The sequence below is a fragment of the Burkholderia sp. AU16741 genome, from assembly GCF_002223345.1.
Lineage (GTDB): Bacteria > Pseudomonadota > Gammaproteobacteria > Burkholderiales > Burkholderiaceae > Burkholderia > Burkholderia sola.
Map to the genome: position 1 here is coordinate 55521 of NZ_NKEZ01000011.1, position 11657 is coordinate 67177.

Genomic DNA, 11657 nt, shown 5'->3' on the forward strand with positions numbered 1-11657 from the left:
TGCATCGCATGCACCGTTGTTCCGGTTCGATGCGAAACGGGCAGCGGGCTCTCCTCCCCCCAAGAGGAGTTGAAAAGCTCACATCTGGAGACGTCATGAAAGCGATCGATCTGCGGGGTTTGGTCCCGGCACCCGTTACCCCTTTCACCCGCGAGGGCGCGGTGGACCATGCGGCAATTCAACGGCTGGGCGCGTGGCTCGGCGGCATCGAAGGCGTCAAAGGTCTGACGGTTCTCGGACACGCAGGCGAAGGCACGTTCCTCTCACAGAAAGAGCAGGCTCAAGTCATCGAAAGCTTCGTGAAGTCCGTCGACGGCAAGATTCCGGTCATCGCCGGCATTACGCTCGAAGGCACGGAAGTGGCGGTGGAAGAGGCGAAGCGCGCGGTCGACGCCGGCGCGTCGGCCGGCCTGGTGTATCCATCGCACGGCTGGCTGCGCTTCGGTTACCAGAAAGGCGCGCCGCAAGATCGCTACCGCGCCATCCACGAGGGCAGTGGCTTGCCGCTCATCCTGTTCCAGTACCCGGACGCCACGAAGGCGACCTACAACCTCGAAACGCAGCTGGAAATCGCCGCGCAACCGGGCGTCTTCGCGATGAAAAACGGCGTGCGCAACATGCGTCGCTGGGACGTGGAGATTCCGATCATTCGACGCGAGCGTCCGGAACTGCAAATCCTGACCTGCCACGACGAGTATCTGCTCCACACGATGTTCGACGTGGACGGCGCGCTCGTCGGCTACGGCGGACTGGCTCCGGAGCCGCTCATCGAACTGATCAAGGCAGGCAAGGCGAAAGACTACCCGGCCGCTCGCGCGATTCACGATCGCCTGCTGCCGGTGACGCGCAACGTGTATCACCGCGGGTCGCACATGGAAGGCACCGTCGCGCTCAAGCATGGCCTGGTGGCTCGCGGCATCCTCGAGCACGCCGCAGTGCGCTCCCCGTTGCTGCCGCTGGCGCAAGGCGCGGACGTCGAAATTGCGCACGCGCTTCGTTCGGCCGGGCTCGTCGACTGACACCGGCGCGGCACGTCCATAGCCGGATGACGACGGCGAAGCGCTGCCCGCTTCGCCGCCGACAGGCTCGGCAAACGATAAAAACGCGCCGATGTCGCGGAAAACCATAAGAAAACGCGACCGGCGCTGTAAAACGAGAAGCAAGCCGAAGGTCCATAAAATGCAGCTTTTCAGGAGACAGCATGAACACCCCTTCGACCGCCTGCGGCGTCGACCTTGATCGGTCCGCGAGCGAAACGCGTCCCATGAGCGAGCAATTGCGGGCGGCGAACCTGCTGTTCCGCATCGAGAACGTGCCGTTTTGCAAGTGGCACACCCGGGCACGAATCGTCATGGGCAGCGCGACCCTCTTCGATGCATTCGACGCACTTTCGCTGGCTTTCGTACTGCCCGTACTGGTGGGGCTCTGGCATCTTTCTCCCGGTCGGATCGGCGTGCTGATCGCCGCCGGCTATCTTGGCCAGGTCGTCGGCGCGTTGGTCTTCGGCTGGCTGGCCGAGCGCCTGGGGCGGGTGCCGAGCGCCACCGTCGCGGTGGGCGTCATGTCGGCCATGAGCGTCGTATGCGCGTTCACCGGCAGCTTCCACATGCTGTTTCTGATGCGCTTCCTGCAAGGCATCGGTGTGGGCGGAGAAGTGCCCGTGGCCGCCACGTACATCAACGAGCTGTCCCAAGCACACGGCCGCGGACGCTTCTTCATCCTGTACGAACTCATTTTCCCGTTGGGCCTGCTCGCGGCCGCGCAGCTCGGTGCGTTCGTCGTCCCGCGCTTCGGCTGGGAATATATGTTCCTGATCGGCGGGATTCCGGGCATCGTCGTCGCGATCCTGATCGCACGTCTTCCGGAATCGCCGCGCTGGCTCGTTTCACGGGGGCGTTTCGATAAGGCCGAACGCATCATCGAGCGGCTGGAAGCCAGCACGACGAAGCGCAACCTCGACACGCAGACCCAAAAGGCCGAGGTGGATGCGCGCGTGTCGGGTCTTCTGCTCGGCCGACAGTCGAAGCAGAAGGGAACGTGGAAGGAACTCTTCTCGCCGTTCTACCGAGGCCGCACCGTTGTCGTGTGGCTGCTTTGGGCGAGCGCTTATTTCGTGGCCAATGGCATCAACAACTGGCTGCCGAGCCTCTACAGGACGGTCTACCATCTGCCGCTGCAAACGTCGCTTCAGATGGCGTCCATTTCGAACATCCTGAGTACGTGCGGTGTGCTTGCCTGTGCGCTGCTGATCGATCGGGTCGGGCGCCGCCGGTGGGCAATGGCCTGCTTCATCATCAGCGCGGCCCTGCTCGCCGTACTCGGCATTCACGGCGCCGGCAGCGCGTGGTCCGTGATGTTCCTCGGATCGTCGGCTTACGCGGTGATGGCGACGACCACGGTCCTTCTGTACCTGTACACCCCGGAGATCTACCCCACCCGGATGCGCGCGATCGGTACCGGTCTCGCGACTTCCTGGCTGCGGGCGGCGTCTGCGGCCGCGCCGGCGATCGTCGGCGTCGTATTGACCGGGAGAGGCATCGCCGCGGTATTCGTCATGTTCGCGGTAGTCAGTGCCGTGGGCTTCTTCGTCGCCACGCGAATGGTGGAGACGACCAATCGTTCGCTCGAAGAGATTTCCCCGTAGTCGCTCGCATGCCTGACGGCGCCTTCCCCTGATAAGCCTCGAGGGAAGGCGTTTCCTCGTCCGTCACGCCAGTGACTTCAGCGACATGCTCGCAACACGCGCCGCCGTGGCAGGTAATCCATCAGTACTGCAGAGTGGATTGTCGCGAAAAAGGCTGCTCAAAAAAATATGAATGGAGACAACCGAAATGAAAAAGACACGACAGGCCGTGGTGCGCGTTGCCGCCCGGCGCGTTGTCGGTACGCTCGGAATGACGGCGATATTCAACGCGGCTCTGGCATCGATTTCCGTCGACGCATACGCGGATAGCGGCTCCCAGGTCCAGCTTTATGGCCTCATCGGCACCTACGTCGGGAGCATCAAGCGCAGCGACACGCCGCAGTCCGCGGTTCAGATGGGCAGCGGCGGGCTGACCACATCGTTCTGGGGAATCCGCGGCAAGGAAGACCTTGGCGGCGGCGTCGGCGCCATCTTCGTCCTCGAAAGCTTCTTTCGATCCGCGAACGGCGCGCTCGGGCGCAGCGCGGCGGACCCGTTCTGGTCACGCAATGCGTACGTGGGCTTTCAAGGCGACTTCGGCCAGTTGACCTTCGGGCGGCAAAGAAATCCGGCCTATACGGCCGAATCCCTTATCAATCCGTTCGGATCCTCGACCGTCTTCTCTCCGCTCGTCCTGCAGACGTTCGTGACCAACTATGGCGGGACGATCATCGGCGATACGGTGTGGAACAACACCGTCAAGTACACGACTCCGGACTTCAAGGGTTTCGGCGCCACCGTCATCTATGGTCTTGGCGGCGTTGCGGGTTCGCCCGGCGTCGGTAACCTCGGCATTCACTTGAACTATCGTGGGCATGGCCTCACGGCCGTGCTGTCCGGCCAGCGCGTGCGGTATACCGCGGCAGGGCCGGTCGGCGCGCAGTACGCCTATCTGGCCGGCGCGGCATACGACTTCAAGCTCGTCACGCTCTACGGCGCCTGGGCGATGACGAGCGACACGAGTACGCCGACCGGCAGCCACACCTACGAAGCGGGTGTGTCGATCCCGTTGTCGCCGGCCGACTTCCTGCTGGCGGAGTGGGCGCGCACGAAGCGGTCCGGCGCTACCCGAGCGGCCGGCAGCCTGCGGAACACCGCGTCCGTCGGCTACAACCACCTTCTGTCGAAACGGACGGATGTCTACGCGATTTACTCCTACGACAAGCTGAGCGCTCACCCCACCGGCAACACGTTTGCGGTGGGCGTTCGTCACACGTTCTGATTCCGCCCGCGCGCCCTCCAACGCCCCCGCAGCCGTCAATCCTTTCCTGAACGCGAGGTCGCGTTTATGATCCGCCTTGCAAGCGGTGGCCGCTGGAATCGTCTGATCGGTCGTACGACCGGTCCGTTCCTTCGGCACCGCTTTCCTTTTGCGCCCAACCCTCACACGAATTCACGAGGCCCCCCGGCAACTCGGGGTCTCGTCGTCGCCGAATCGAAAGCGATCTGTAAATAACAATGCTGCCGACCAGTTACAACGCGTTGCTCGTTCTTCTTTCGCTCCTGATCGCCATATTGGCGTCCTACACCGTGCTGGACATGGCCGGGCGTATCAAGACGGCCGACGGGCGCGCCGCGCACTGGTGGCTGGTCGGCGCGGCCAGCGTGATGGGCGCGGGCATCTGGTCGATGCATTTCGTCGGCATGCTCGCCTTCGCGTTGCCGATTCCGCTGGGATACGATCCGGCCATTACGGTGCTGTCGTTGCTGATCGCCATTGCCTGCTCGACGGTTGCGCTGTGGCTCGTCTGTCGGGGCACGCTCGAGTGGCATCGGCTTGGCGGCGGAGCGATGTTGATGGGGGCTGGCGTAGCGGGAATGCATTACACGGGCATGGCTTCGATGCGCATGTCGCCGGGCATCCAGTACGACCCGTTGCTCGTCTGCCTGTCGGTCGCGATTGCCGTCGTCGCATCCGGCGCCGTGCTGTGGATCGTATTCATTCGGCGAACCGGTTCGTCGCGCGTGCGCCTGCTCAATCTGGGGGCAGCGGTCCTGATGGGGGCCGCCATCGCCGGCATGCACTATACGGGGATGGCGGCCGCCCGGTTCCCGCTGGGCAGCCTCTGCGGGGCCGCGCGCGCCAGCATGGATCCCGGCTGGCTTGCGCTCGTCATCGTCGTGGCCACGTTGGCGATACTCGCCATCGCGCTGATCGTTTCCATCCTCGACCTGCGTCTGGAATCCCGCACGGCGGTACTCGCGACGTCGCTGGCCGAAGCGAACCAGGAGCTGACGTATCTGGCGCTGCACGACACCCTCACCAAGCTCCCCAACCGCGTGCTGCTCGAAGACCGGATCGACCAGGCGATCCAGAGCACCGACCGCGAGCACGGGTGTTTCGCGCTGATGTTCATGGACCTCGACGGATTCAAGGCCGTCAACGATGCCTATGGTCATCACGTCGGCGACCTGTTGCTGGTCGACGTGGCCCGGCGCATCGGCGCGAACCTGCGCTCGCAGGACACGATTGCCCGTCTGGGCGGCGACGAGTTCGTGCTGGTCGTGGCCGTGAACGAGCCCGCGGACGCGGCCGACGTGGCGGACAAGGTATTGGCGGTGATCCGGAAACCGTTCCGCGTGTCCGAACACGAATTGCGTGTGTCGGCCAGCATCGGCATTGCGCTCTATCCCGGCAACGGCAGCGATTTCCGCGAGCTGATGACCAATGCCGATGCAGCGATGTATCACGCCAAGGCGCTCGGCCGAAACGCGTACTGCTTCTTCGAGGCATCGATGAACGCGAATGTCCGCGAGCACTTGAAACTCGTGCAGGAACTCCGTCTGGCGCTGGAGCGGCATGAACTGGTCCTGCATTACCAGCCGAAGTTCGAAGTTCCCGACGGACCGATCATGGGCGTCGAGGCGCTGTTGCGATGGAACCATCCGACGCGCGGCCTCATTTCGCCCGATCGGTTCATCTCGATTGCGGAAAAGACCGGATTGATCGTGCCGATCGGCGAATGGGTGCTGGACGAGGCCTGCCGGCAGATACGCGCGTGGCGGGATGGAGGTCGAACCGACTGGACGATGGCAGTGAACCTTTCGCCGTTGCAGTTCGGTCACGCGAGCCTGATCCGGGTCGTGGAGGCCGCATTGCAGCGGCACGCGCTGGCGCCGCACTGCCTGACGCTGGAGATCACCGAATCGACCGCGATGCGCGATGCCGACGCCAGCTTGAGAATCCTGCAGCAGCTTCACGACATGGGGGTGCGCATTTCGATCGACGACTTCGGAACGGGTTATTCGAGCTTGCTGTATCTCAAGCGCCTGCCGGCCAGCGAGCTCAAGATCGATCGGGGATTCATCCGGGATCTCGAGCACGATACCGAAGATGCCGCGATCATCTCCGCGATCGTCGCGCTCGGCCGGGCACTCGACCTGAAGATCGTCGCGGAGGGCGTGGAAACGACCGCGCAGCAGCAGTTCCTGACCCGGCTCGGCTGCAATTCGCTGCAGGGCTTCTTGCTCGGTCGTCCGATGCCGGCGGATCACTTCGTCGACGTGATCGCGCAAGGCACGGCGATCAAGAGCATGTGATCCCGATTCGGAACGTGTCGTGGTCGCCCGGCGCATCTGTGCAACGGTCGAACACGGCAAGCGGGGGCGCCCATGTTATCGGCTACGGTATCGCGCAATCATCGGTGTCGCGCTGCCCCGCCTGCGCCAACGCCTGGCCGATTGCGTGCTGAACCGCGGCCGGATGGTCCAAAAGAAAGAAGTGCCCGCCATCGAACGCGCGGAAATCGACCGGATGGTGCGACGCACGCAACCAGTCACGTTGCCCGGCCGGGCTCAGCAATGTGTCGTCGCGGCCGGAGAAGACCGTGACGGGGCAGGGTAGCGCGGTCGCGGACGGCAGCGGGAAGAACCGCTCGACGACGCGGAAATCCGCCTTGGCGAGCTTCAGCAGCATGGCCCGTAGCGCGTCGTGTTCCACCACTTCGCGTGGCGTCCCGCCGAGCGACACGACGTAGTCGACGATCTGGGCGTCGGTGCGCAAATGAACCGGCATGCCATCGCGGTGCGCGTGGCGATGCGCGTAGAACGGCGCATCGGCGCCGGAGGCGCCGAGCCAGACGGGCGGACGCCCCTGTTGCGCCATGTCGCACGCGAAACAATACGCGATCAACGCCCCCATGCTGTGGCCGAACACCGAATAGGTGGGCGGCAACAGCGGACGCAGCGCGCGCAGGAAGTCGATCAGTTCGGGCAACGTATCGATCGCGCGAGCGCCCAGACTCCGGCCGCGGCCGGGCAGTTCGATCAGCCACACCTCGATGTCGTCCGGGAACGACGCCCCCCATCGATAGTAATTGGCCGCCGCGCCGCACGCGTGATGGAACACCAGCAGCCGATGCCGCGCCGTCGGGCGCTCGAGCGGAATGGTGACAGTACTGGCCAGCAAGACCATGCTTGTGAACTCCAATTAAAAACGAACCGGACAAAATACAAAACAATTGGGCTGATTATGGATTTATTTGAAAAGGAATATTTCGCATATCTGTTCACATATTTATGAAACAATTGGCTCGATTATTGGTTGTCGGGGAATATGATTTATCCCGGTTTCATGCAATAGAAATGTAATTGATTTAAGGTGAATTATGGTAAAGTCGGTTCGCTTCGATTTTTAGCGTGCTTGCATCGTCACTCGATGCTATCGGGCGTGCTGTTCTTATCGAAATATCGAATTATGTGATGCGTGTGACACGCGTGATCGATTATTGAAACGAGAGAGACATGGAAGCCGAAACGCCGCAAGACGATACCGTTTTCAAAGTAGTCGTCAATCACGAGGAGCAATATGCGATCTGGCCGGACGACAAGCATGTGCCGGAAGGCTGGCGGGCGGCGGGCCCGTCGGGAAACCGGGAGGCCTGTCTCGAATGGATCGGCGCCAATTGGACCGACATGCGCCCATTGAGCGTGCGGGCTGCGCTGTCGAGATAATTATCGACGCTTCGCGCCACGAGCGCGCAATAAAAGATAAAGGAACGATGCGGCATTTCGCGGCCCGGTGACGGCGCGCGGGAGGACGTTTGCGTTTCGCCGAGAGAATCCGAGGGTAAAACACACCATGTCAGTCGATGATCGCCTGGGGGTCTTCCTCAATACAGGCATTCTGGCTTCACGCGCGCATGATCTGGGCTCGTTGATCGAGCGTCAGGACGCGCTCATGCAGCAATTCATGGAAGCGAAATTCGAACCGGCCGCCTGCGCCGCGCTGTTGCGCGATGCGATTGCGCGTTATCCGTTTCTCGCCGAACTGTTCGATCCGGATTCGGTGGCGGCCGGCGGCTGCATCGCGAGCCGTGCGTTGCTCTACGATCTGCATCAGCGCCGCGACCGCTGGACGCTCGCGCTGGCGCCGCGGAGCGGCGAGCCGATCGTGCTCGATACGGCCGCCGGCGACGTGCCGCAGCTCGCGCATGCGCTGCGCGACGCGCTTCAGCGCAACCGCTGGCAGCCGCTGTCCGAGCTGTACGCGGAGCCCCGCCTGCTCGGCTGTGAACGGCCGCAGGGCGACGCGGCGCTGGCGTGGCCGGCGTTCGACGGCCCCGGCATCCAGCGGCTCGAACACGCGTCGCTGCTGATCGCATCCGAAACCACCCGCCTGCTGACCGACCCGATCAGCCTCGCGATCGGCGGCAACGTCGGGCTGCCCGATCTCGATCGCGCGCCGTCCAACTTGGGGCGGCAGATCGACGGCATGCTCGTGACGCACGGGCATCTCGATCATTGGCACATCCCGACCATCCTGCGGCACGGCGGCGACGGATCGGTGCCGGTCATCGTGCCGCACGTTCCGGTCGCATCGCTGCTGGCGCAGGACGACATGCAGCAATCGTTGCGCGACGTCGGGCAGACGGTGCTCGCGCCCGGCTGGGGCGAGACGGTGCGGATCGGAGACATCGAGATCGACATCCTGCCGTTCTACGGCGAGCAGCCGACCATCGGCGCGGCCGTGCCGCCGCCCGACGTGCGCAACTGGGGCAATTGCTACCGGGTCACGACGCCGCAGTTCTCGGTGATTCTGCTCGTCGACAGCGGCGAGGACGCGAAGGGCTCGGTGATGGACGTGATCGATCGGTCCGTCGCCCGGCGCGGCCGGCCCGACCTGGTCCTGAGCTGCTGCCGCGAGATGCGCAAGGCGCCGTTCTGGCAGGGCCTGTTTACGTTCTGGATGGTGCTGCCGATGACCGACCTGCAGCGCCTGCCGCACATCGCGGAAGCGGGCGACGGCCCGTCCATCACGCTCGGCCCGTCCGGCATCGGCGAGCTCTGCGCGCGCGCCGGCGCCCATGCGTTCGCGCCGTATGCGAACGGGTTCCGCGGCATCGCCACCGAGATCGACGACATCGGCTGGATCAACGGCGAGCCCGCGGAAGCCGACACCCTCGACCAGATCGACGCGCGCCTCGACACGCTCGGCGCCACCACCCGCGTGATCCGCTGGCTGCCGGGCGACGTGCTTCGGCATGACGGCGATTGGCAGGTGTCCTGATTTTCCTGTCGACAGGAGCCCCACGATGACTGGCAGCAAGATTGTGCCGATGCCGCGGATTCGCTACGACGGCAGCCGGAGCATGCGCGACGTTCTGGCCGGACTGAAGCATCCGGCCGTGCTGGAAGGATTCATCGACGCCTGGCCCGCGCGCACGCGCTGGACGCCGGATTTCTTCGTCGAGCGCTACGGCGAACACGAGATCACGGTGGAGACGTCGCAGCTGTCGCCGACGCCGACCCGGCCGGACCTCTACCTGGGCGCGCGCCGCTACGAAACCGCGCGCCTCGGCGCGACGATCCGCGCGATGCAGGCGCAGGGCAGCGCCCGCACCGCGTACATCACCTACGCGGCGATCTATTCGACGGCGCCGGAGCTGAAGGACGACATCGTGCCGCTGCACGAGCAGCACGGCTTTCCCGGCTGGATGCCGCACTGGCTGAGGCGCCGGCTGGTGTTGCGGCCGGGCTTCTGGCTCGGCCCCGAAGGGATTTCGTCGCCGATGCATTTCGACCGGCACGAGAACCTGAACGTGCAGGTGTACGGCCGCAAGCGCTGGGTGCTGTTCGCGCCCGAGCAGTCCGCCAACGTGTATTACCGGCGCCGCCGCGACCTGCCGGTGATCTTCAGCCCGGTGGACATGAGCGATCCTGACCCGGTGCTGTTTCCGCGCGTGCAGTCGGCGCCGCGCCACGACTTCGTGCTGGAGGCGGGTGAGGTGCTGTACCTGCCGCCCGGCTGGTGGCACTACGTGGAATCGCTGAGCGATTCAATCAACGTGAACTACTGGTGGTGGTCGCCCCGCGCCGTGCGGACCTTCTGTCGGGTCGAGCTGGCGAGCCTGTGGCACGCGCTCGCGCGCCGGTGGCGCCGCGCGGCCGACACGGCCGGCAAGCCGATGTCGATGCCGCGCTGACGCGCCGTCCCCACGCCGTTCGTTCTATCGGCCCGCCGTGCCGGCGGCCGTGTCTCTTCAGGAAGCCATGATGCAGAACGAGTTCGATTTCACCGTCATCGATGCGCTGTACGCGACCGGCTATCACGGGCCGCGCGCGCTCGACAAACCGGAGTTCTACTGGCGCTCGATGCTGGGCTCGATGGTCGCCTATCGCGACAGCTTCTTTCGCCCGCTCGGCGAGGAGATCGCGCCGGCCGAATCGCGCGACGGCATCGAGATCGAGGCCGCGCGCTGCGAGTACGAGGGCAGCCGGTTTCATCACGCGCTGCCGATGAACATCTCGTCGCTGCGGCAGTTCGGAAACCACTGGCATCTGGTGCTGCCGACCATCTCGACGCTGCGCGACGGGTATTGCCGGCTGCGCGGCCACGACGGCGCGGTGTCGATGCTCGACCTGTGGTTCATCAGCAAGCTGTGCCAATTGCTGCCCGCCTACCTGATTCGTCGGCGCGAGCAGCCGGCCGACCCGGACAGCATTCCCGTCGTGCCGTCGATCATCTACCGGATCTCGCTCGGCATGCACCGGATCGTGCATATCTCGCTGATCAAGCGGATGGCCTCGGGCGGCGATCCGGCCGCGCCGTGCCTCGCCAGCGACGCGTATTACCTGATCGCCGAGGCGGCGGGCCTGCTCGTCGGCCGCAACTCGGTGTGCGCGGGGCCGCAGACGATGGTCGAGCAGGCCTACCGCGCGATGATCGAGCCGGCATCGCTCGCGGGCGCCGACGCGAGCGCGGCCGAGCCCGGCTTCTACCGCTACGCGGCGGCGTTCCTGAAGCTCGAAGCGGAAAAATATCTGTTCGCGGTGCGTGCGGCGCGGCAGTTGCGCGCGCTGATCGTCGCGCTCGACGCGGTGCCCGGCCAGGCGCGCACGCAAGCATTCCGCGACGCGCTGGCGCGGTTCGAGGATTGGTCCACCGAACACACGAGCCCGCTCGCGCACGAGATCGCGCGCGAGGATCTCGCGATGCTGCTGCAGGGGGACGAGGCCGAGATCGCGCGGGCGCGGCAATGGCCGGCGGGCACGGTGCTGCGCCAGATGACGGCCGGGCTGAATCAGCTCGTCGCCGCGGCGGACCGGATGTGCGTGGCCACGCTCGGCGCCGACGGGCCCGCCCTGCTGGCCGAAGTCGACGCGATGCGCGACGCACCGCGCGAGGCGGACGAATGGTCGGCCGACGCGTTCGCGGCGCACGGGCTCGACGCGGCGGCGGCGCAGGCGACGGCGGCCGCGCTCAATACGTACCTGCACGACGAGCGCGCCGCGCGGCGAATCTTCACGCGACTCCAGCAGGAGGTGGACCGCGCGCTCGGCATCGACGACGTCGTGGCGCCGTACTCGGCCGACGACATCGCCGCCGTGTTCGGTCCGCGGCTGCGCCACTGCATCGCCGAACACTTCGCGGACACGGCCGTCGCGGACCACGCGGCGCGTTGACGCGCGGTGCGCCGGGATCGACTCGCCGCGCCGTCCTTCACGTCCTTCACGTATCCAGACAGGGGCTACC

At 65.1% G+C, this 11657-nt stretch carries 9 protein-coding genes; 8 read left to right on the forward strand and 1 reads right to left on the reverse strand.

The features are described 5' to 3' along the window. Window positions 1–95 precede the first annotated feature (95 nt). The 4 genes from CFB89_RS29380 (at window position 96) to CFB89_RS29395 (ending at window position 6223) form a co-directional block, all read left to right on the forward strand. Complete coding sequence (locus CFB89_RS29380) at window positions 96–1019, forward strand: dihydrodipicolinate synthase family protein (RefSeq protein WP_089471025.1); 924 nt, start codon at window positions 96–98, stop codon at window positions 1017–1019. Between the two features lie 182 nt (window positions 1020–1201). Further along, the gene (locus CFB89_RS29385) at window positions 1202–2644 is read left to right on the forward strand and encodes an MFS transporter (protein ID WP_089471026.1); all 1443 of its coding nucleotides are present in this window, start codon (window positions 1202–1204) and stop codon (window positions 2642–2644) included. 187 nt (window positions 2645–2831) lie between these two features. Further along, window positions 2832–3905, forward strand: a complete 1074-nt coding sequence (locus CFB89_RS29390) for a porin (RefSeq protein ID WP_089471667.1) — start codon at window positions 2832–2834, stop codon at window positions 3903–3905. Window positions 3906–4141: 236 nt separating this feature from the next. Further along, entirely contained in the window at window positions 4142–6223 is a 2082-nt protein-coding gene (locus tag CFB89_RS29395) for a bifunctional diguanylate cyclase/phosphodiesterase (protein WP_089471027.1), read from the forward strand. A gap of 82 nt (window positions 6224–6305) precedes the next feature. Here CFB89_RS29395 and CFB89_RS29400 read toward each other — a convergent pair whose 3' ends face one another. Next, the gene (locus CFB89_RS29400) at window positions 6306–7097 is read right to left on the reverse strand and encodes a thioesterase II family protein (RefSeq protein WP_089471028.1); all 792 of its coding nucleotides are present in this window, start codon (window positions 7095–7097) and stop codon (window positions 6306–6308) included. Between the two features lie 329 nt (window positions 7098–7426). Here CFB89_RS29400 and CFB89_RS29405 point away from each other — a divergent pair, with 329 nt between their 5' ends. The 4 genes from CFB89_RS29405 (at window position 7427) to CFB89_RS29420 (ending at window position 11587) form a co-directional block, all read left to right on the forward strand. Continuing rightward, a complete protein-coding gene (locus tag CFB89_RS29405) occupies window positions 7427–7636 on the forward strand; it encodes an MbtH family NRPS accessory protein (RefSeq protein WP_089471029.1) in 210 nt (69 codons plus the stop codon). 226 nt (window positions 7637–7862) lie between these two features. Next, window positions 7863–9191, forward strand: a complete 1329-nt coding sequence (locus tag CFB89_RS29410) for an MBL fold metallo-hydrolase (protein ID WP_256979798.1) — start codon at window positions 7863–7865, stop codon at window positions 9189–9191. A 25-nt stretch (window positions 9192–9216) separates the two neighbouring features. Next, window positions 9217–10107 carry a cupin-like domain-containing protein gene (locus CFB89_RS29415; protein ID WP_089471031.1) on the forward strand — a complete coding sequence of 297 codons (891 nt, stop codon included), beginning with the start codon at window positions 9217–9219 and terminating at the stop codon, window positions 10105–10107. A 70-nt stretch (window positions 10108–10177) separates the two neighbouring features. Continuing rightward, on the forward strand, window positions 10178–11587 hold the full coding sequence (locus CFB89_RS29420) for a hypothetical protein (protein WP_089471668.1): 1410 nt from the start codon (window positions 10178–10180) through the stop codon (window positions 11585–11587). Window positions 11588–11657 lie beyond the last annotated feature (70 nt).